Origin of the sequence: Vibrio sp. Isolate34 (assembly GCF_022397915.1) — a bacterium.
Lineage (GTDB): Bacteria > Pseudomonadota > Gammaproteobacteria > Enterobacterales > Vibrionaceae > Vibrio.
The window spans coordinates 162870-184340 of sequence record NZ_JAKEUO010000005.1 but is presented as its reverse complement, the minus strand read 5'-3'; the positions used below and the strand labels follow the sequence as shown (position 1 = coordinate 184340).

Genomic DNA, 21471 nt, shown 5'->3' with positions numbered 1-21471 from the left:
CGCCAAAGAAACAAGCAGTACTACCCATGAATTATCAGCAGTTGACCGAGGGCAAAAGATACCAGATTTCTGCTCTTTTAGAACGGGGAATTTCGGTTTCTGAAATAGCTAAAACCGTTCAGTGCCATCGCTCTACGGTATATCGGGAGCTTAAACGCGGCAGCAAAGACAGTCATTATTGCCCAAGCGAAGCTCAGGCACTCTCAATCAAAAAACGCTCATCAGCACGTAAATACAGAATACCTCAGGAGCGTGTTGATTTTATCCGCCTCCTTTTAGAGTCGGACTGGAGTCCAGAGCAGATTTCCAGTGTATTAACTAGAGTCGGTGCCGCTGTCAGCCATGAGTGGATCTACCGATTTGTTGCGCAGGATAAACGCTTAGGAGGCAAGTTATATCGCCACTTGAGGCAAGGTCATAAGCGGTATCGTCGCGGTAAAAAAGAGAAAGCGCCAGCGATCAAGAATGCTGTATCTATCGATGATAGGTCAAGCATCGTTGACAGTAAGGAGCGATTGGGTGATTGGGAAATCGACACCGTATTAGGCAAGCACGGCACTGGAGCTATGGTGACTATTTTAGAGCGTAAAACACGATTTTACGTGGTAAAGAAAGTGCCATCCAAGTCAGCGGATGATGTCACCAAAGCAACCATAGAGCTGCTCATGCCTTATAAGGAGCATGTGCATACCATAACGGCTGATAACGGAAGAGAGTTTGCAGGTCATGAAACCATCGCAAAGGCGTTGGAGGCGGATGTGTACTTTGCCCATCCTTATAGCTCTTGGGAGCGTGGAGCCAATGAGAATGCTAATGGGCTTTTAAGGCAGTATGTGAAGAAAGGAACCGACTTAACAACGGTAACAGACAGCGATATTGAATTCGCTGTATCACGGATAAATTATCGTCCGAAAAAATGTTTAGACTTCAAGCAACCAGCGATTGTCTTTAAAGAAATGGCATTGGTTGCTTGATATTGGAGAGTGTCGCACTTCGCAGTTGAATTCGGGGGGAACTAAAGTAATATTGATAGAGATCTGCTGATCACAATGTCAGACTAACTAAAAGGATTATTAATTCAAAATCCTATCCAGTTCCATTCTAATAAATGCTGAAATTTCGACCAATTTTCTCGGCAGTGGATTTTGGTAAGGGTAGGCAATATACATGGATCTTTCTGTGTCAAAAACCTGTGTAATATGAATGTTCTTATTTATTTGGCTTCCTTTCATAAGATAATTCGGAATCACACCCACGCCTACGCCTTTAGAAACAAAGTTCATTAGAATAGATGTATTATCAACTTCAATTACATCACTATACCTCTTCTTTATCTCCTCTTTATTAGAGTGTCTTTTATAAATTAATAACGTGTTATTTTGAGTATTATCAAGTTGCGAGATTACAATATCATTATAATTTCCAACTTCATGTGCAATCAATGTTTCATCAACAACATTATTTAATCTAATTGCAATATCGATATTGCTTTCCAATAAATTTTCAACATTATTATTTGATGATACTTCAAAGTTCACGGCTGGGTATCGTTCTTTAAGGCCTTTAAGAATTTCACCAAAAATAGAAGAGGCGACTGAGTTAGGCATTGTTATTTTAAATTTTCCACTAATACAATCACTAAGTGATTTCGCTCTATAATTCAACGCTTGTAAATTATCTAAAGCTTCGATGGCAAGCTCTTTGATACTTTCTCCGTGATCAGTCAGAACGAGTTTTCTTGTTGTTCTGTGAACGAGTGTCACTCCAATTTGCTTTTCTAAGGCTGCTAGTTGGCGACTGACTTGAGCCTTCGACTTTCCCAGTTCCTTGGAAGCCTCCGTCAAGGAAAGGTGCTTACAAACTGCTGCAAAGCAGATTAGTTCATTGTTCATCAATTCCATGATTGTTACCTATTTGCAACTCTGGGTCACGTTGTATTTAAAATGTCTCCTTAGTATAACTACATTTAGTCGAAGGGGGGAAGTGGCATTAGAAACAATATTCAATTAATAGAAATATTTCTAAATTTAAATCCATAAACTATATACGGTACATACCATGAAAAAAGAAAAACAAATTTCAAAAAAATCATACAACTTGATAAATAACATTATAAAATTTTATACAAAAGTTTTTGTTACGTTATTTGGTGATGAAATAAATTTCCGTCACAACAAGGATAAAATCAATGTTCGAAACACGTCTGATTTGAGTGAACACATGAAACGAGACCTTGGTTTAGATTAATTTATCAATTAACTTCATTAAATAGAAAATAAACCGTTTAAAATTCAAGACAGTTTCTTATGTGTTAATGCATAATGTCACAAACATTGTCGCAACTCCTGATGGACCACAGCGAGAACGGTATTAATTATCATCGTCTATCAGTTAGAACTAATTTTTTCGTTAAGTTACAATTTTTTATTAAAAATAAAAGTTGAACATATGATCTTAATCATGAAACTGACCCTCTCATACAAAGAAGGTCCGTTTTTGATTCAATTAACTTAATGCCGTTTTGAACCGTTCAATACGTGAGAACAGTAACCAGTCCAATAGCATCGCAGTCACAATCGTTGCTCCCGCTAGTGGAAACACTACTGAAATAACCACCACGGTCACCAAGCCTGCTTTCCATAAGCCTGCATCACCAAACTTAGGTGGCGATCCAAGCTTGCGTTGGCCTGAAGGTCTACGCATCCACCACATAACCCCGCCTGTGACCGACACAACAATAAAGGCAAAACAGAACAGAGCGTTTAAAAGTTTATTGATGATACTGATGTCACCTTGGTGCAGAGAAATACCGACCGCCAGCGCCTTAGCGATCAAGTTATAATCCTGCCAAGTCACCTCACCCAGAATACGACCTGAATATTGATCTAGGTGCGTGGTGCGATCTTGGGTTGGATCGATGATGTCACCACCCATGGTATTGGCTGTCACTGTGTAGACACCCGTTTCTGAGCGTGGGAAGTTCACCTTGTATTGCGTGAAACCAAGAGAGCGGGCTTTTTCGATCACATCATCAATACCAAAGCTGCTTGCTGACATCACATGTTGAGAGTGGTCTTCGCCCATCTTAGAATGATCATGAGGTTCAGATGCCTCTTCCACGTGATGTACATGCTCTGCAGGCTTATCTTGAGACAACGGTAGTAGCGTTTGTTCTAAGTTCCATGGAAGTTCTTCTTCCGCTCCATGGTTAAGCGATGCATGCGTCTTATCAGACAATGGAATATCATCCCACATTTGAGCAGGGAAAGTGCTCCATGCTTGAACCAACTTTCCGCCCCAGAATCCCGTCCACGCCAATCCTGAGAGAATAAACAACAGCAGGATCAGAGATAACGTGCCACCTATGTTCGCATGTAAATCACGCATCAGTACACGTGGCCCAGATGACATTCTCAGCTTAAGAAAACCAGCACGACTTGCGTTGTCTCTCGGTAGCCATAAGTAGATACCGCTGATAAGAAGTAGAATCGATAAGCTGATTGCCACTTCAATAAGGTAATCGCCCCAATCGCCAATCAATAACGTGCCATGAATATCGTTCGCGAGTTCGTATAGGCTTTCACTGCGTGGCACTTCACCGACGACTTCACCAGTGTATTGATTCACTGTCGCGAAAACCGATGTGCCATCTTCAAGTGATACTGAAAATCGGCTCGCCAAGTCAGGCGCTTTGCTTTGTACGAACTGTGTCACCGAACCCTGTGGGTATTGATTCTGTACCGCGGCTAACTGCTGTGAAACCTTGACTGATTCGCCCGATGCTGCAATTTCGATCGCATTTTGATGAAAAGCGAGTTCGATCTCGTCATCAAACAGCATCACCAAACCAGTAATACTCAGCATCAACATAAATGGAATAACGAACAGCCCAGCATAGAAATGCCAGCGCCAGGTCAAAAAGTAGAGGGTTTTATTGCGCTCTTTGCTTTTTACATTAGTTTTCGAACCGGTTTTTACACTGCTTGTAGACTGCGGAGTCGTTTGTGCCTTCACAGTAGTTTGAGATTCATTTCTCAACATTATTATTTCCTTTGACACGCGCAAACGTACCTTCTGAAAAATCAGAAAGTCACTAAGGCATGTTTAACTTTACTTAATACTTTATTTTTTAATTATTTTAATGGGTTAGGTTTAAGCAGTAACAAAGGGAGGGCCGCGCGGGGCTTGCCTCGTGTAGCGTTCGCTTAGAGCCAAAAAAGCGTAGCTGTCTGAGACAATAAAACTCAGTCGAGTTGTCAGTAGTGTAGTTGGAAGTTCATCTTGGTGAAATGTGGAAAAATGGCTAAACGGACACGGCTTACCTTTATGAGTATTCGGTTCGCCTTCTTCAATTTGAACCAGTTCAAAACCGTTGACCGTACACAACGACGCCCACACTCCCGCACTGTTACCATGAGCATTGATAACAGGCATTAGTGTCACTAAAGCCCAACTTAACGCTGTAGCAAGTAACATGGAGAGATTGAACGAAGTTCGGCGCATTATTCCAAATCTTTATAAATTTCTCTTATTATGAGGCACTTGCTATATAGGTAAACGTAAAGATTAACATCAGGTTAAAAAATTGAAGCTAACGCACACTCTATTTGGTTAAAAACTGGTTACAACAGAAGTGCTAATAAAATATTACGCACCTCAGTGCATCAAACTGATTAGAAAAAAGACAATAAAAAACGCCGCATATATTTTCCTGAAAAAGGAAATATATACGGCGTTTTAGAAGTTGAACTTTGTTATCTGGTCACTCTAATGAACAAGCGAATTAACCGAAGATCTTGCTCCAAATGCTTGGGTTACGCTTCTCGTGGTACTCTTCGCGAAGGCCGTCAATCGTGCGCAGCTCTTGCTGTGCCGCTTCAAAGTCACCTTGGTCTAGCTTCTGTTCAATGCTATCAATTGAAGCACTGATTTTTTTGAAGCCTTCCATGAAGTTGTCTTCTTTTTCTACTGGGTAAACACCCGTTTTCAGTTCTGCCACTAACGTATCTAAACGAACGATAGGTTTCTGCATCTCTTCGATGTTTTGAGCTTCTGCCGCTTGTTTAAACGCAAGCTTCATTTCTTGCATGTTTTTCTTGAGGTCAACGTTAGCAAATGCGTTGCCAGACATTACTGCAGCAGCGATTAAACCAGATAAAATGATTGAGCGAGTTTTCATTGTTTCTCCAAGTGAAACTGTGACTTTGAAGATAGCGCCATCATGATTGTGACACTTCGACTTTATTATTTTCGGCTAGTGTATACAAAAATCTGACAGGCACAAAAATTGATTGTGTCGAAATGCAAACCCACCGACATTCTCTTAAGCAAGAACTGAGTATTCTGGGATGTCATTGCGACCACGCAGCGCCAAAAATGACAGGAATTGCTTTCGCGAATGGGTAATCACCTTACTCGAATCAACGCCTACCTCATCAAGTAGTGAAGACACAAGATTCAGCCCGCCCACGTCTTGGCAGAAATGCGCATCACTTCCGGTAGTAATGAACGCCCCTTTCGCTTTCGCGATTCTCGCGATCTCAAAACAGCGGTCAACACTACCCACTCGGCTATTGCCTTTGAGTGTGGTGTTATTAATCTCGATTGCGACGTTATGTTTAACTGCGCATTCAATCACAGCTTCGAAATCGAAATCAAAATTTGGATTGCCTAAGTGGCCAAGTGCATCGACTCGACCGCCCTTAATCACATTCAGCAACGCTTCTGTATGAGTGGCGACATCCGATGGACGAAATACTGGCTCGTGGAAGCTGGCAATCACCCAATCTAGGTTCTTATCCACGCTCGGATGAATATCGATTTCACCCTGTGTGTTCATGATGTTTGATTCCACGCCGCGGATAATCGCAACGTCTTCGATAAAACGAGGAAGCACACGCTGGTTGCTGAAGAACCAATAGTGTGGCGCGCCCGGCATCGACTCTGAATGGTCAGTAGTGCAAAACATGTCTAATCCATTTTGTTTTGCCGACTTAGCATTCTCGATAAGCGTGCTGTAAGCATGACCACTTGCGTATGTGTGGGTATGAGTATCTACTTTGAGTTCCATGAAACAATGCCCTCTAGCTTGGTCTCTAAACGTTTTTCAAAAAGGTATCCCTGGAACCGCTTTCTGAAAAGGAGTGCCTCGTGGCAACAATTTAATCAGTTTATCAGTTGAAAGTGACAATTAGCACCAAAACGTGAGGCTTTATTGTTACTCGTTTGCTTTGCACGATAGAACGGATAGACTGCCTCTCCTGCACGTATTCCATGCAAACCCGGTAATTGAGCCAATTTTTTGCAACCTACTCAAGTTCGTCAATACTTAAACCAGTTCACAAGTCGGAGTGTTTGATGAGACGAAGACGATATCCGCTGAGTATCCACATCACCAGCCTTTTCTTAATTTTGACAACCTTTGTCGGTGCGGTATTGATATCAATAAGCTATCGGCATTCTCAAGAGTTGTTGTTAAGCACAGTTCGCGAGGTCAGTAATGAACATCGTGATAAGTTGGAATCGGTGTTTAAACAAGCCATTGCTCCTGTCATCACCACCTTAAACGTAATGGCGGTTAGCCCGTTTGTGGCTCAACAAACTTCTTCGGTTGAAAAGGAGTCTTGGTTGGCTTCGGTTGATATCATCTTCAAACAAAATACTAACTTGGTCGCACTGTTCTATGGTTCCGAGGATGGTGAATTCAGAATTTTTCGTCCATTAAGCACCAACAAACAAAGAGCCGACAATAATGCTCCGGCCAAAGCGACCATGATGGTCAGCAGTACCAATCTAGACGGTGAAAACTTCATCACTTTTTTAGACGGTGCGCACCAAGTGATCAGCACCATGCAAGCCGAGAGCAAGTTCAATCCAACCACTCGACCTTGGTTTCGTAATGCAAAACCAGACGGCTCTATACAACTCTCTGAACCCTATCTGTTCTATTTCCTGCAAACTAACGGTATTACGCTTTCTAGGCGCTCGGCAGATGGCAAGCATGTGGTAGGTGCCGACTTCACCTTAAAATCACTCTCTTCTCAAATCAGTAAACTCGCTTATTCCCCACAAACTCGACTGGCACTGTTCGATCAACACTTTAATCTTCTCGGTCAGCATCAACTTGATTTATCGATATCTAACTTAAAACTACGTCCCGAAAGTAAAGATAGCAGTAATGGTCAAGCCGTAGGAAAAGTGTCAGGAAGTGAACAAGATCAAAGCTTCTTTAATGTGCCAAAACGAGAACAGATAGAGGCATTGAAATCCTCTGTTTTAGGGCCGCTAATCTCAGATGAAGAGAAGTTTAATCTCAACCTGAAGAACGTTGAGTACAACCTAAACACATGGGCATTAACCTTAACACCTGTAAAACTGACACAGAATGTGACTCTATATTTAGCCGAAGCGACACCACACAATGAACTGCTTTCTGATCTTATCTCAATGCGTGACAAGCAAGTCGCCGTTGCGATTGGGATGTTATTTATCTGTTTCGGCATCGTGTGGCTGGTTGCCAATCGCTTATCTAAACCACTGAATACTTTGATGCAACTGACGGATAACATCGCTCGGTTTGATTTCAGACGCACCCATTATCCCAAGAGTATGATCAAAGAAGTGGCTAACCTCACCCACTCGATTGAGCTAATGGAGCACACGCTTCATGATCTGATAGCACTACTTCGGGACACCGCGGGTAATCAGGAGTTTTCGATTTTAGCCAAGAATATTGCGCATCAAAGCTACTTGATCACCAAAGCAGAAACCATCGTGTTGTTTACCCAATCCGAAGAAAAGGATGTGTTTGATACGGCAGCTAACCTTGCCATTTTACCTTTTAAAGCCGACATTAATGACTTCATCAACCACACCCCATGGCTGCTGTGTCAGCTCAAATCTGGAGAGACGATCCACCTTAATCGAGAAGATAACGTACTCAACTATTATCAGGATTCAATCTTCAATTCCGACCTGTATCTGTTCCCGCTGTTAAACCGCGAAAAGCTGTTGGTGGGCATTGTGGCGATAGGCTATGAAAGGCCGATTACTAAGATGCAGGAAGACAAGCACGCATTTTTACGCGAGCTGCTGAGCTTTGCCGAAATCGCTAAAGACAACATAGATCAAATGCAGCAACAGAAAGACATGCTCAACGCGTTTATTGAGTTGATAGCCTCTGCGATAGATACCAAGTCTCCATACACTGGCGGACATTGTCAAAGAGTGCCTGAGCTCACCAAGTGGTTAACCCAAGCGACCATTGATGATGACCGTTACTACCCTCAGTTTTCACTCGATAGTAAGCAATGGGAAGAGTTGATGTTAGCCGCGTGGCTGCACGATTGCGGTAAGGTCACCACACCAGAATATGTGGTAGATAAAGCGACAAAATTAGAAACGATTTATGACCGAATCCACGAAGTTCGCATGCGATTTGAGTTGCTAAAACAACAAGCGGAAACCGACTACTGGAAAGCGATGGCCAACGGTGGACTTCAAGAGGAACAACTGAAAATACTCGAACAAAGCCTGTCTGAGCTGGATGAAGAGTTTGCCTTCGTTGCACAGTGCAACCTGGGTGGAGAATCGATGACAGAAGAGCAACTCGAACGCTTAGACCAAATCGCTCAACGCCAATGGAAGCGCACACTGGACGACCAACTCGGTTTATCTTGGTCTGAAAAAGAGAGATTCCGCACACAAAAAGACGCGACAGAGAAAGGTCAAACTAAGCCAGAAAATACAGAACAGACTTTGCCAATCATGGAGCCTCTACTTGCTGACAAACCCGAGCACAAAATACCTTGGGACAATGGCTTTAACCCTGCAGATTTGTGGCAAGAAGCGTTTGTGCTCAAGCCGGGAGAGGTCAAATACAATCAAGGTGAACTGCACAATTTGAAAGTACGTCGTGGCACGTTAAACGATGAAGAGCGCTTTATGATCAACGACCATATTATTCAAACCTTCACCATGCTCAACAAACTCCCTTACCCTTCTTACCTCAAAAACATCCCAGATATCGCGAGCGGGCATCACGAACGCATTGATGGTAAAGGCTACCCAAGAGGCTTGAACGAAGACCAACTGCCTCTGCCGTCTAGAGCGATGGCGATTGCTGATGTGTTTGAAGCGCTCACGTCCAGTGATCGCCCATACAAAAAAGGCAAGCTGCTCAGTGAATCACTCAACATCATGACCGACATGGCCACCAGCGGTCATATCGATCCAAAACTGTATCTACTGTTCTTAGAAAACAAAATCTATGACAAATACGCTGAGCGATTCCTTGAAGCTAACCAACGCTGTGAGATTGATAAGAACCAGCACATTGAACGAGTGAAAGAGTACATACGTTCGTTGTTCTAGATTTTAAGTTATAGGTTCTAAGTTCTAGCTTTTAGGTCATAAACTCAATGTTTAACTTTTCGCGGCAGAATCCAACGCTGTAGCGTTCGCTACCGTCATTGCAGCTCGCGGTGCCTGCTTGGCTTTCGCTCTGCTGTGTCTTTTGGCCAATAACGTATTGCTAATGCTCGCAACCACAATGAGGTTAATGCCAATCATCTGTTGAGTAGAAAACACGTCATCAAAGAACAAGCCCTGCCATAATGCGCTAAACAGCATGTTAGTGAAGATTAACGGAGCCAATTGAGATCCACTGTCTGCCAACTTGTACGCTTTCGCACGGAAAATCTGCGTATTAATGGTGAATAGCGCCAACCCAAGTGCACCCAGCCCTATCCAACGTAAGTCATCAAAAGACAACAACACCGATAAACTGCCTGTGCTTTCAATTACCTCAGGAGCCGCTGAGACTGAAGTAAACACAACCATAGGAATCACTATGATTGCGGCGACTAAAAACGTCCACGCGTTAAGCTCTGCTGGTGAAAGGCTTGTCTTGGATGCTCGATATAAGCTGACTTGTGAGCCTGAATTGAACATGCCCGCCATTAAACCCAGCAACAGCGCCGGTCTAAAAAACTCTGATCCATATTCAAACTGCGACCAATCCCCAGCCATCAATACAACGCCAACAAAGGTTATCGCCAAACAAACGATGGTCGTTGTATGAATCTTAGTTCCGAATATTAATTTTTCTAACAACGGAATAAACAAAGGCCCTGTACTGAATAACACCACACCTTCAACCAAAGTTAAGGTTTGCAGTGACGTGAGGAAACACCACTGACACGCCACCATAAAGATTGCACGCATCACCAAAGGCTTCCACATCTCTCCCGATGGTTTGGTCACGTTGTAAAACATCAAGAATAAGAATAAAAACAGACTGGGTAAGAAAAAACGCACAAAATTCAACAACGAAATGGGCATCGCTTCAGATAGATACTTGGCCATTAAACCACTTAAAGACAAACTGAACGTCGACAACAGCATGAAAGTCGTTGCCTTGGTAATATCAGACATAATTATCACCTCCTATGACACCTATTTTAGAGACGTGACGTGATGAAAAATAGCGAGTAATATTAACCATAACTGTAAGGAAAACTTACCAATGAAGAAACTCGTTCCGCTTAAATCCGTTTATGCTTTCATTGCTGTGGCTGAAACTGGCAGCATGACCGACGCTGCTCGGGTGTTGTATGTCAGCCACTCTGCAGTAAGCCAAGCTATCAAGTCACTGGAACAACTGGTCAACAAGCCGTTGTTTCAACGTGTAGGTCGCCGTGTTGTGCTAAATGCCGCAGGTAAGCGATATTATCGAAAGATCGCGCCAGCACTCGAACAAGTAATTGAAGCCACTGAAGAACTGGCAAAAGCACCTAACGATCACCGTATTACACTTAACATGGTGAACTCACTCGCGATGCACTGGTGGATTCCCCGAGTCCCCGACTTCCAAGCGTTTGCTCCCTCACTCGATATTCGTATTTCCACCTTAACTGGCCCTTTTGATATCGAGCAGGAAGGCGTGGATATTGCCCTTGTGCACGGCAAACCGAACGAATGGGATCAGTATTACAGCGAAAAGCTCGGCGATGATGATCTAGTTCTAGTCTGCAGCCCTGCACTATTGAAAAACCAAATGGGATTAAGCGTTGAACAACTCGTGAAACAAAACCCGACCATTGGTGTCTTTAACCCTAGGCGAAAGCATGACTGGCAAGTGTGGTGTGATCATTACCAAATCCCTATGCCTACCTTCCACAGTAACTTGACGTTCGATGTTTCGATTCAAGCTGTGCAAGGTGCGATTCGGTCACTTGGTGTATTGGTCACTCACCGCTTGTTTGTGAAAGATGACATTAGCCACGGGATGCTGGTAGAGCTTGGTGAACCAGTGGCTAACCCACACCAAGATTTCTATTTTGTTTGTCCAAAAAACAAATTAAACCAAGAAAGTGTGCTAAAACTGAGAACATGGTTGAGACATGAATTCACACGCTCAGAGACAATAATCAGCGGTGATATTCAAGAATAAAACGGCTCCACCCACAATACAGCTAGCCGTTATTCAGCTAGTTACAACGCATCTAACATACAGAGGCTATTATGATTATTACCACTACACAATCTGTCGAAGGCAAACGCATTGTCGATTACAAAGGGGTTATTGCAGGAGAAGCGATCCTAGGGGTGAACGTATTCAAAGATATGTTTTCGGGTATTCGTGACTTTGTTGGTGGGCGTTCTGGTACTTACGAAAAAGAGTTGGAGAAAGCTCGTAACTACGCATTCAAAGAGCTAGAACAGAAAGCCATTGAAGCAGGTGCAAACGCGGTGGTTGGTGTCGATATTGATTACGAAGTATTGGGTACAGGCAATGGCATGCTGATGGTTTCAGCAAGTGGCACAGCGGTTGTTGTTGCTTAACTTAATCACTCGCTAAATCGAGTGACTACCTATAAAAAACGCCCCTTAGCTAAATAACTAGCTAAGGGGCGTTATTGTATTCGTTGGCCAACTTAGGCTCGAATATCTCTAACTTGCACGATCTGCTGGCTCAGAAATCATGGCATCAAAAGAGGCCATTCGAGCCAAAAATTCTTTCCTATCTTTAGGCATAATCGAACTTGCCATCGGTAAGTTTGCCTTCATCGCATCAACAGCTCGACCACGGACTAATACTTCAAAGTGCAAATGAGGACCTGTGATACGGCCAGTTGCACCCGATAATGCGATTTTCTGACCTCGCTTAATCTGCTGCCCTTTCTTAACGAGGAAGCGGCTCAAGTGAAGATAACGTGTCGTGTATACGCTGTTATGTTCAATCACCAAGTATTTCCCGGCATAAGGGTGATCACGAAGCGCCACAACACGGCCATCACCCGTTGAGTATACTGGCGTACCCACAGGCGTCGCAAAGTCAGTACCATTGTGTGGCGAGATTCGCCCTGTCACTGGGTGTCTTCGCTTAGGGTTAAACGATGAGGTAATTCTTCGGAATTTTCTGTCTACAGGGTATCTATCGAACGCTTGCTCTAGGCTATTACCCTCTCTGTCGTAGAAGAGGCCATCAGGTGCCAAAAACGCCGCCACTTCTCGGTTTCTCAATTGAATAGAGATGCCTTGAATTTCTGTTTTTCCCGTTAAGTGATCATTCGTGTACTGCTCTTTAACCAGTACATTGAAGTTATCACCAGGTCTTAGCTCACGAGTAAAGTTAACTTTATCTTTCAACGTGCGAGTAATATTAGCTATCTGAGCTGTGGTAAGCCCTGCTTTGTATGCAGATGTTGAAAAGCTACCATGGACACTACCCGCGTAGAGTTTTTCCTTCCATTCACCTGGTATCTCATGGAACTGATAGCTGAAGCTTCCATCATGATTTCGAGTAAAGGCAGCCTGCTCAACCAGACTTTCGTGGAAAACCAACTCAACGAGCTGTTTGGACTCACCATCTACAAGCAGTTCTAGGTGGTCACCAGGTTTTATCGTATCGAGTTTCAAAGATTCAAGATCCGCTTCCATGACCTTATGAACCGTTTCATAAGGCAGATTCCACGACTCGAATATGTTACTGAGGGTATCCCCGACCTTCACAAAGTAGTGAATTTTGATCATTGGGTTCGAATTGGTTTGTGGGAGCGCCTGTTCCTCACCGTCCGTGTTCAGTTCTTGATAAGGCGTGACTTTTATTACAATTTCTTTTTCTGGTTCTGGATGAAAAGAGAGTAAAGCGGCAAGTGAAAATGCACTGATAGCAACAACAATCAGGCTAATACGGAGGTACTTCATAAATACTTAACGGTTATAACAAGGAACTTATTAAGTGTTATAACATAACAATCAGATCAACAAAATAAACGAAATGTAAGAAACCGTTCCGTACAAAGCATAAAAGTATGGTGGGCATAAGAAACCCACCATGTCACCAAACATTTATTCTTCGCGAAGCGCCTCAAAGCGCTCTAGGCCACGCAACATTTCAAAATCCGGCTCTTCAGTTAGCAGCTCTCTCATGGACCCGCTGGCTTCAATAGCGCGCTCTAAGTCATCGATAGCTTGACCTTCTGCCCCTAATCGAGCGTAGGCGCAAGCACGTTGATACAAGGCATGAGCATTTTGGTCATCGACTTCTAATACACGGTTACAAAGACTCATTGCCCAGTGGTATTCCTGTATATCCATAGCAGCGTCAGCTTTGGCAGTAAGTGCTTCTAAATCTCCAGGACGAACCTTCAGTATTTCATCGTAGATTTCAATTTTTTGCTCTGCCGTTTGTGCGTTCTGTGCTCTCAACCATAGGTTATGAATCTCATTGATAATTTCAATTTCGCGGTTGTTGTCGGAAATGATTCTGGTCTTGCGCTTAAGATCCCGTTCAAGAACATTAAACTTCTTCTCATAGTCTTGAGCGATAGAATTAAGTCGCTTATCAGCCATGTCTTGAGTTGTGTGTTTAAGCTCTTTGATGGATTGCCAACCCACCAGCGCGATAAGAGAGGCCACACCAGCAATGATGTAGAAGAAATACGTTACGGTAACATTGGCGTAGTTCAGCGATTTATCCGCTACAGTCAATTCGCGATCCGTCATCTGAATAGTGAGACGTCTCTCAAGGTCTTGTTGTTCCATTCGCAGTTGCTTCAACTCATCCAATATATAGCGTTCCATCAGCGGTCTATCCAAATACTCCTGTTCAGAGTATTTACCCTCTTCGCTTGCAAAACTCATGGTTGTAACCAGTGAGAACAATGCAATCAATAGAATACGAAGCATTCATACCTTCCTTATATATCTAATATTTGTGTCACTTTATCTCGTTATGGCGGCACAAGCTAGAGAACCAGCCTATTTAGCTTCTCCTCATGGTTTTAACACCTAAATTCACATAGTCATCAGATAACTAGTGCTATGGCTTTTAATCAACAACGCCGCCATATAAGAAAGCAAACCTGTACGCACAAAAAAGCCATAGCTCGGTTGCTATGGCTTTCTTCTTTCAATTTGATTACTTGCTGTGAGTATCTATCATCACTTGCCAATATTCGCATTTGGCTAAGAACTCTTTTAAATAAAGCTCTGGGTTAGCAAGCTTCTCACCGCCTTTAACATCAGCGCCAGTCACTCGCCAAAAGCCACGAGTCACGAGATTTCTGTGGTAGATAAAATCGTTAAGTTCGTTTGTTTTTAACGGAAGCTGCTCACCAAAGGTTTGTTCGTACAAGCTCAACGTCGCAGCTTGCTCACTCGGTTTCTCTCTTAGAAAGGTATCTATGTCCAAATCGAGTGGCTGCTGTGCTTCTTTCGGTAACGCTTTCGTCAATTTAGATATAACACTGAACAGAGCCAACTCAACTTTTTGAGACGCTAATAACGATGCACCCAAAAGCGCATGTTCATTGGAAATGTGTTGCTCTGTTGATGAAATGGTTGCTGTTGTCACTGTGTTAACCTCAAATAATCATAACGGGTGTAACTGAACTGGATAGAGTCTTTTAATTAAGCTGAATCTTATTCTTGTCATTAAGAAGAATCTTGCAGCTAAGCAGAATCTTTTAGCAGAATGCGGTCAGCATCAATAATAGTGAAGCCTGATGCGTCTTCATTCTTTTCGACTTGCACTAAACCTTTAAAACCAATTTGCGACAGTTTCTTCGCAAGCTGATCTGGTGCGGTTTCGAACACAACGTTCATAAAAGGTAAAGACTCAGCATCAACAAAACCATGCTCGTTAAACAGCTCCATTGCTTGAGATAAATGGTCTGAGTCGGTTAATTCAATAATTTCTACAACTTCTTCCAACAACATTTTCGATTCCATATTCGCCAGAAAGTGACTGACACAAGCCGGTTCTTCTTGCTTGCATACATCCCGATGCCCGTAGACACCCCTTTAGTAGTAGGGAGATCATAACATATTAATAATCGTAAAATATGTTTTATTTTTCCTAAGCTACTGGGAATACTAGAAAAGAATAGAAATTGGTGAAACATAAGTAACACCAATCCATAGTATCAATAACGGTAGACCTGACTTGAGGTGATCAGGCAACCGTTACTTGAGAGTCGCTCGTTTCCACGATCGATTCCTTCAACAAGCCGGCATAAATGCCATTGTATGCGACCAACTGTTGATGATTGCCTTGCTCAACAATCTCACCCTTTTCCAACACCAGAATAGTGTCAGAGTGGCGAACAGTGCTCAGGCGGTGGGCAATGGCGATCACGGTTTTTTCTTTGAACAGACGTTGCATGGCTTTTTGAATCAAGTCTTCGGTGATGGAATCTACCGAACTGGTTGCCTCATCAAGCATCATCAGTTGTCCGCCTTGTGCGACCGCTCGTGCAAAGGAGATAAGCTGCGTTTGCCCTACAGATAGGTTGGCTCCGTTCTTCTCTAAACGGAAATCATAGCCTTGTGGCAACTGCTCGATAAACTTATCCGCGTAAACATAACGCGCAGCTTGCTCAACCTCGGTTCTTGAGAGGTGTTCTTTACCCAGCGCGATATTGAACTGAATCGTCTCTTCAAATAAATGCACATCTTGCATCATCATTGAGAACAAGTGAGCAGAGTCTTCGCTTGAGATCTGCGATAACTCAATACCATTAAGCAGAATGCTGCCTTCATAGTCTTGATAAGTTTTAGATATCAAACGTAGAATCGTCGATTTACCCGAACCAGTCGAACCCACAAGCGCGATTTGATGCCCTTTCTCCAATACAAACGAGACATTCTTTAGAACGTACGGAGCATCGTCTTTGTAGCGGAAGCTCACGTTCTTAAATTCTAAGCTAACAAACTGTTCGAGCTGATTTTCAACCTTTTTAGATGGCAGTAAGTTGCGACCTTCTTCTTCCGTCGGTTCGACAAACAACTCTTCGATATGGTCGAACGCAGCAAATGAGCTCTGAATCGAAGCAATCTGCGAGGTGAAGTCGCGAATCGGTACAAATACCTTTTCTAGCGTGTTGATGAACGCAATCAGCACACCCAAGGTGAGTGCCCCTTCGATTACTTGCCCAGAACCGTACCAAATCATTATCGCGATGGTGATTGAGGTAATGCCAGAGATAAACGAAAACAGAATCGCATCGTATTTATTGATCTTTTTCTGCGCTTTCAAAAACTCATCGGTGTAGCATTGGTAACGCTGCTCAACTTGCTCTTCCGCTCGGTACATCTGAACCGTTTTCATGCCAAACAAGACTTCTTGTAGAAAGCCAATACCGCGTGCAAGTGAAGAACGCGTGACTTTATACAGAGCACGAAGTCGGTTTCGCACGTACACCGTTAAGTACATCACGGGCGGCATAATAATCAATACAATCAACGTCAGCTGCCAATCAATGAAGAACATCATCACCAATAAAGCAATGGTGTTGATACTGTCTTTCACTAAACCGACAACCGATTGAACAAAGGTTTCGCCGATGGTTTCTAAATCACTCGTCAGGCGCGAAAGCGTGACACCTATTGGCGTATTGTCAAAATAGCTGCGCGGCAGTTTAAGCACGCGAGCAAACAACACAGAACGCATGTCAGTTATCGTGTATTGACCTGTTTTACGCAGGTTATACGAATAGGTGGTATCCACCACATAGCTCGCCACCAGCACGGCAACCAAATAGAAAACGTATTCGAGCAACCCATCCATATCACCATGACTTAGATGGACGTCGATCACTTGAATGATCAACCAAGGAAACAACAAGCTCGTGATGACCGACAGCGGAAGCATCGCAATACCCAGAATGGCAGAACCTTTGTATTTCTTAGCAAACTTAAAAAAGTGCTTAAGGTACTTGAGATCAACACCCTTTAACATGCTGTGGCCTCCGTTTCATTCTGCTGTAGCTGCCATGTCTCATAGTAGTAAGGACAAGTTTTGAGTAACGTGGCATGGTCGCCCTTGGCAATTACCTTACCTTCATTCAACACAATAATTTCATCCATATATTCAAGGGCATTAACGCGGTGTGACACCACCAGAACCGACTGATTTTCCAATCGTTTAAACAAGCCTTCTAAGATCTTTCTTTCTGTCTCATAGTCGACCGCAGACAGAACATTATCCATGATAATTAAGTCTGTCGGCTGCAACAAAGCACGTGCAATACTCAGACGCTGCTTCTGACCACCAGACAACATGATGCCCTTCTCACCGACCATGGTTTGGTCGCCATGTTCAAAGCGAGTCACATCACTGGCCAATTGGCTGAGCTCTAATACTTCATCAACCTGACTCTTGGCCAAATCGGTATCCAAGCTACCAAAACGGATATTATCTTCGACAGTCGCTGAGAACAGGTAAGGGTCTTGAGTAACGGTTTTCACATAACGACGTAAATCACTACGCGAGAAACGAGTGACATCTTTTTCACCAAGGAAAACGGAACCTTCAGACACATCTAAATGATGATTCAAACAGTTCACTAATGTCGTTTTACCCGCTCCGATTCCGCCTAGTACACCCACTTTCTTACCCGCAGGAATATCAAAGCTGATGTCATCAAGGATTAAGCGTTCTTCACCCGCGTAACTAAAGCTAAGATTACGAACAGAGAACGTTTTTCCCTTCAGCGATTCAACATCTAACTCAGAGAGCTTTTCTTCATCTAGCTCTGGTACTTTGGCATTAAGAATGGTTTGCGCGCTCTGAATTCCGACGATGCCACGCTGATAAATCGTCGCGATTCGACCAAGCTGCATCAACGGCATTGCAAGCAAAACCGAGTAAGTTAAGAAAGCGGTTATCTCACCCAGTGTGAGTTCCTGCCTCATCAACATGAAACCACCCAGACCAAGAATAATAATTTTCATCAGGTCATTGGCGTAATCGAGCACCGGCATGAAGAAGACTTGAATACGAGTGATCTTAAGGCGGCATTCAAGCAACAGTTGATTGAGCTTTTCGGTTTCCGCCTTCACCCAAGGTGACATCTGCTGGCTCTTGATCAGATCAATCCCAGATAGGTAGCTCATTAACTGAGCAGATAGGTTTTGCAGTCGCTTCATGTGTTCTAAGTGCAGCGTTTTCATGCGCTTGAAGCCCACTCGAAAAATCACAAAAGCGATTGAGATAGGAATAATCGAATAAAGCGTTAATTCTGGTGAGATACGCCACATATAAAGAGGCGTCAGCGACAAGGCAAGCAACGCATTGAAGAACTGCAGGAAGCCCACACCGAACATCAAACGGATCCCGCTAAGGTCATTATTGATGATTGAGATTAAACGACCTGAAGCGAAGCGTTCATGGAAGCTGCTTGGTAAACGATTCAGCTTTTGTAGCAGTGTGCTTTTGAGCGCTGCCTCTGTGATTCGCCCGGGGTTCAACGCATAGATCCGTGACAGGATCCGTACAACAACCATTGCGACCGACATACCCACCACAATCCAAACATAGGTTTGAAGCTGTTGGTGACCTGTTGAAGAGGCATCATCAATTAAATCTATCGCCAATTGAATATAACGAGGGATCTCTACTTGTAACCAGTTAACGAGAAAAATGAACACAATCGCCAACAAATAAGAGGTGCGATTCATGCGCAAGTAATGGGCAATAAACTGTCTTTTAGTCATAGTATTCTTTGTTTAGGGCAGGCACACAGCGATGTGATGGTGTTATCCGGCAAGATGGAACATCGCAGAGGTAAAGATACATCAAAAACACATAGTTGACAATATCAACCATATTTAATTATTCGATGTTGTGGTTATATTTTAGCGCCACAAGAAACAACTTTGCCGCTCTAGTGGCGGCAAAGTTGTAGCTTAAATATTGATCTATCATAGCTAAGTGTTAAAGCATCTCTTTGGCTATGAGATGAAGTAAGAAGGTTTCACGCTCAATACTCATGCCCTTTTTTGGGCTTTCAGCCATCGTTTTTTCATTATGGGCGATCGCTTCATGGATATTCATCCACACCGGTTTCATCCCATTTTTCACTTCATAATCTTCGTAAGCCGTTTCACCAAGCTCACGGTCGATCTTGCATGAGTAGCAGTAAGAGATCATGTGCATTATATCTGCGTCGTCTTTATACCAAGGACGAAATTCTTCAAAGATACCGAATGGCTTGATGCTGTGAATATTCTTCGCACCCGTCTCTTCTTCCAGTTCACGAACCATGCCTGCAATAACATCTTCACCTTCATCTAAACCGCCACCAGGAATGGTGTAGTCGTGATAACGCTCTGTATAAAGCATCAAAATGTCTTCGCCATCTAACACAATCGCACGGGCTGCGTTGCGCTTATATACTGTTTTATTGTCTAGATGGTCGATATCAGGGTGAATAGTGGTTTTTAGGTGTCTCATGACTGTGACTGCTCTACTGAATTTGGCGGCATCATATCATAATCATCAATAGATTCGAGGTGCACAATCGCCTTCAAGAGCGCTTTCCGACTTCACCTCCCAGCTGTTAACACATCGCCATCGAATCACAGTAAACCTCAAACGAGCATGCGTCACACAAGGAGGCTCCACTTATAGCTTGGCTCTAGTTAGCTTGATCTAGCACTCAAAATTCGGCGAAATCCAACGAAATATCAACCTATTTCAATATCTTGACCAAATTAGGACAACCTTTTCTGAAATCTAAAATATACTCATTTCATAGAGCTTCTAATTGGGTTCTGTAGAACTTAACGCATTTATTTGTAGAGTTATCACGTAGGAGATAAACATGAAGAAAATTGGTTTGATGGCTGTATTTGCCGTTGTATTAGGCGGTTGTGCAAACGACTATGCAGAATATAGCGAAGGCCAACGTGTTTCAGTCGCTAACCCAGCCGCGGTTTATTGTGTTCAACAGGATGGTGAATTAGATACGGTGACTGAAAACAATCAACGTACCACTTACTGTGTATTCGATGACGGTGAGCGTATTGAACAATGGGAGTTCTACCGCAATAACCACGAGCAAGATTCAGAAACCCAAAGTCAAAGTTAATCATTGTAATGCAACACATGGGCCTTTTGGCACAACGTTATGGGTGATGATTACGTTCGCGTAGTTAAAAATATTGCCGAAGAAGGTGCCGAGCTTCTGGCCTATTGTTTAATCGCTTTTGCTAGTTTAAAGACGGTTTATTGCATCACGAGAAAGAAATAAACACTTATCGCCACCAGCGATGTGTGTGATCCGATTCTGGATCTAAATATCGATTCAATAAAGTCAGGTTAGTGTCTAGTAGTGCTAGATATTCCCTGACTTTTTTAATGTCAGTATCCACTGGAGTCTGTTGAACACAACATTCCAAAACCGGAAGCAGGCTTTCCACGATACCAAAAAGGGACGAACGCCTTACCAATTCTTTTGCTTTAACCACCGCTTCAACGGAGAGTCTTTGTGGCTCTTCCCTAACGATATCTAAATCTCGTTGAAACGCCCCTACGCTTACGCCTTCAAGATAAACTCTGTAGGTCGTTAGTACATCCATCAACAAAAACAGTTGGCCTTGAGTCGTTTGGTGCGGATATGGCACTGCAACATGAGATTCCAACTTGCGATCTATCTGTAGTTCTACACCTAGTGCTGAACACTTTTCGATAAGCACCTTAAGCAGGCCTTGCTCGTCCATCAACGCTTGAATCTCAAAGATGCGTTGCAGGTGATAATCGTTCGAGATAAAGGTTACTTTCACACTCTGCCCGCGAGTAAACAGCCCGCTCTTTATCATTTCAGAAGCCAAATTCTGAATGTTCTCTACCGTATTTGTCGAAAATTGCTCTAGTAAGATCGCGCCCAACACAAACGGGGCTTCACGTTCACTTTCTAGCTTTCGAAAATACTGGTGCATAGCATCCGCTTCAGAGAGGGTTTGCCCCTTTGTTACTCCACCACAAAATGCCACTGCAGTTTGCTGATTCGACTCTTCGGCCAAAAGCTCCGCCAGATACTCAACTAAAGCATCAACTCGACTGATCCCTTCATCAGTCAATTTATTCCCATTAAGTCGCTTACCCAGCACAATAAGGAGGTGATTAATGCTCATTTTATGTTCAAGTCTCGTTTTAGTGATTAGATAGAGTGAATTATGTAT

Annotated in this window: 20 protein-coding genes; 6 read left to right on the top strand and 14 right to left on the bottom strand. The window is 43.2% G+C overall.

Annotated elements, in window-relative coordinates:
- Positions 1 to 26 precede the first annotated feature (26 nt).
- Complete coding sequence (locus L1D22_RS07910; RefSeq protein WP_239829315.1) at positions 27 to 974, top strand: IS30 family transposase; 948 nt, start codon at positions 27 to 29, stop codon at positions 972 to 974.
- 99 nt (positions 975 to 1073) lie between these two features.
- Here L1D22_RS07910 and L1D22_RS07905 read toward each other — a convergent pair whose 3' ends face one another.
- Positions 1074 to 1901: a LysR family transcriptional regulator gene (locus tag L1D22_RS07905; protein WP_239829314.1), complete on the bottom strand. Its 828-nt coding sequence runs from the start codon at positions 1899 to 1901 to the stop codon at positions 1074 to 1076.
- 157 nt (positions 1902 to 2058) lie between these two features.
- On the opposite strand from L1D22_RS07905, the gene L1D22_RS07900 reads away from it, so the two are divergent.
- Positions 2059 to 2247, top strand: coding sequence for a hypothetical protein (locus tag L1D22_RS07900; RefSeq protein ID WP_132762427.1), 189 nt, complete (start codon positions 2059 to 2061; stop codon positions 2245 to 2247).
- A 258-nt stretch (positions 2248 to 2505) separates the two neighbouring features.
- Here L1D22_RS07900 and L1D22_RS07895 read toward each other — a convergent pair whose 3' ends face one another.
- The 4 genes from L1D22_RS07895 to L1D22_RS07880 form a co-directional block, all read right to left on the bottom strand.
- Positions 2506 to 4041 carry a PepSY domain-containing protein gene (locus L1D22_RS07895; RefSeq protein WP_239829313.1) on the bottom strand — a complete coding sequence of 512 codons (1536 nt, stop codon included), beginning with the start codon at positions 4039 to 4041 and terminating at the stop codon, positions 2506 to 2508.
- Positions 4042 to 4152: 111 nt separating this feature from the next.
- Positions 4153 to 4503 (bottom strand): hypothetical protein, encoded by a 351-nt coding sequence (locus L1D22_RS07890; RefSeq protein ID WP_048657751.1) that lies wholly within the window; start codon positions 4501 to 4503, stop codon positions 4153 to 4155.
- A 280-nt stretch (positions 4504 to 4783) separates the two neighbouring features.
- The gene (locus tag L1D22_RS07885) at positions 4784 to 5179 is read right to left on the bottom strand and encodes a cytochrome b562 (RefSeq protein WP_239829312.1); all 396 of its coding nucleotides are present in this window, start codon (positions 5177 to 5179) and stop codon (positions 4784 to 4786) included.
- A 144-nt stretch (positions 5180 to 5323) separates the two neighbouring features.
- Positions 5324 to 6070 carry a phosphatase gene (locus L1D22_RS07880; protein ID WP_239829311.1) on the bottom strand — a complete coding sequence of 249 codons (747 nt, stop codon included), beginning with the start codon at positions 6068 to 6070 and terminating at the stop codon, positions 5324 to 5326.
- 287 nt (positions 6071 to 6357) lie between these two features.
- Here L1D22_RS07880 and L1D22_RS07875 point away from each other — a divergent pair, with 287 nt between their 5' ends.
- Complete coding sequence (locus tag L1D22_RS07875; protein WP_239829310.1) at positions 6358 to 9372, top strand: HD domain-containing phosphohydrolase; 3015 nt, start codon at positions 6358 to 6360, stop codon at positions 9370 to 9372.
- A gap of 51 nt (positions 9373 to 9423) precedes the next feature.
- Here the strand turns inward: L1D22_RS07875 and L1D22_RS07870 are convergent, their stop codons facing one another.
- Entirely contained in the window at positions 9424 to 10434 is a 1011-nt protein-coding gene (locus L1D22_RS07870; RefSeq protein WP_239829309.1) for a DMT family transporter, read from the bottom strand.
- Positions 10435 to 10525: 91 nt separating this feature from the next.
- Here L1D22_RS07870 and L1D22_RS07865 point away from each other — a divergent pair, with 91 nt between their 5' ends.
- Both L1D22_RS07865 and L1D22_RS07860 read left to right on the top strand, forming a co-directional pair.
- The gene (locus tag L1D22_RS07865) at positions 10526 to 11452 is read left to right on the top strand and encodes a LysR substrate-binding domain-containing protein (protein ID WP_239829308.1); all 927 of its coding nucleotides are present in this window, start codon (positions 10526 to 10528) and stop codon (positions 11450 to 11452) included.
- Between the two features lie 71 nt (positions 11453 to 11523).
- Positions 11524 to 11844, top strand: coding sequence for a heavy metal-binding domain-containing protein (locus L1D22_RS07860; RefSeq protein WP_004730185.1), 321 nt, complete (start codon positions 11524 to 11526; stop codon positions 11842 to 11844).
- Positions 11845 to 11952: 108 nt separating this feature from the next.
- On the opposite strand, the gene L1D22_RS07855 is transcribed toward L1D22_RS07860, so the two are convergent.
- From L1D22_RS07855 to L1D22_RS07825, 7 genes are all read right to left on the bottom strand, one after another.
- Positions 11953 to 13209, bottom strand: coding sequence for a peptidoglycan DD-metalloendopeptidase family protein (locus L1D22_RS07855; RefSeq protein WP_239829307.1), 1257 nt, complete (start codon positions 13207 to 13209; stop codon positions 11953 to 11955).
- A 144-nt stretch (positions 13210 to 13353) separates the two neighbouring features.
- Positions 13354 to 14193, bottom strand: coding sequence for an alkyl sulfatase dimerization domain-containing protein (locus tag L1D22_RS07850; protein ID WP_239829306.1), 840 nt, complete (start codon positions 14191 to 14193; stop codon positions 13354 to 13356).
- A 232-nt stretch (positions 14194 to 14425) separates the two neighbouring features.
- On the bottom strand, positions 14426 to 14860 hold the full coding sequence (locus tag L1D22_RS07845) for a hypothetical protein (RefSeq protein ID WP_239829305.1): 435 nt from the start codon (positions 14858 to 14860) through the stop codon (positions 14426 to 14428).
- Between the two features lie 98 nt (positions 14861 to 14958).
- The gene (locus tag L1D22_RS07840) at positions 14959 to 15225 is read right to left on the bottom strand and encodes a hypothetical protein (protein ID WP_239829304.1); all 267 of its coding nucleotides are present in this window, start codon (positions 15223 to 15225) and stop codon (positions 14959 to 14961) included.
- Positions 15226 to 15460: 235 nt separating this feature from the next.
- The gene (locus L1D22_RS07835) at positions 15461 to 17245 is read right to left on the bottom strand and encodes an ABC transporter ATP-binding protein (protein ID WP_239829303.1); all 1785 of its coding nucleotides are present in this window, start codon (positions 17243 to 17245) and stop codon (positions 15461 to 15463) included.
- Positions 17239 to 19002, bottom strand: coding sequence for an ABC transporter ATP-binding protein (locus L1D22_RS07830; protein WP_239829302.1), 1764 nt, complete (start codon positions 19000 to 19002; stop codon positions 17239 to 17241). The genes L1D22_RS07835 and L1D22_RS07830 overlap by 7 nt, the downstream gene beginning before the upstream one ends.
- A 220-nt stretch (positions 19003 to 19222) precedes the next feature.
- Entirely contained in the window at positions 19223 to 19741 is a 519-nt protein-coding gene (locus L1D22_RS07825) for an NUDIX hydrolase (protein ID WP_076652109.1), read from the bottom strand.
- A gap of 370 nt (positions 19742 to 20111) precedes the next feature.
- Here L1D22_RS07825 and L1D22_RS07820 point away from each other — a divergent pair, with 370 nt between their 5' ends.
- Positions 20112 to 20378 carry a DUF333 domain-containing protein gene (locus L1D22_RS07820; protein ID WP_239829301.1) on the top strand — a complete coding sequence of 89 codons (267 nt, stop codon included), beginning with the start codon at positions 20112 to 20114 and terminating at the stop codon, positions 20376 to 20378.
- A 166-nt stretch (positions 20379 to 20544) separates the two neighbouring features.
- Here the strand turns inward: L1D22_RS07820 and L1D22_RS07815 are convergent, their stop codons facing one another.
- Positions 20545 to 21423 carry a YdcF family protein gene (locus L1D22_RS07815; RefSeq protein WP_239829300.1) on the bottom strand — a complete coding sequence of 293 codons (879 nt, stop codon included), beginning with the start codon at positions 21421 to 21423 and terminating at the stop codon, positions 20545 to 20547.
- Positions 21424 to 21471: the final 48 nt, after the last annotated feature.